At 62.7% G+C, this 467-nt stretch carries 1 protein-coding gene; it reads right to left on the bottom strand.

The annotated features are described in order from the left end of the window. The coding region (locus ACXPVS_RS27435; RefSeq protein ID WP_458512665.1) for an AMP-binding protein at positions 1–467 on the bottom strand (467 nt) is incomplete at both ends.

The following is a 467-nucleotide window of genomic DNA, read 5'->3' as shown; positions in this document are numbered from 1 at the left end:
CGAGCGACCACCAGCGTGGCGCCGGTGATCAGCGGCCAGAAGAATTCCCACACCGACACGTCGAAGCTGTACGGGGTCTTTTGCAGTACACGGTCGTTCGGGCCAATCGGGAAGGCGTCCTGCATCCAGTGCAGACGGTTCATCAAGGCGCCGTGTTCGTTCATCACGCCTTTGGGTTGGCCGGTGGAACCGGAGGTGTAGAGCACGTAGGCCAGATCGCTCGGGCTGACGCTGATCGGTTCACCGCTTTCTGCTTTTGGCAACGCATCCAGCGTCCAGGCGTTGTGCCCGACCGGCAAACGCGACCGCCACTGGTCTTGGGTCAAGGTGACTTGAGCATCAGCGTCCGCGATCAGGAACGCCAACCGTGCAGCCGGCAGTTCTGGATCGAGCGGCAACCACGCCGCGCCGGCATGCACGATACCGAGCAAGGCCACGACCATTTCCACGGAGCGCTCCATGCACAC

Source organism: Pseudomonas sp. Ma2-10 (assembly GCF_054330215.1).
Note: the sequence above shows the minus strand (reverse complement) of the source record. Positions and strands in the feature narration are given on the sequence as shown.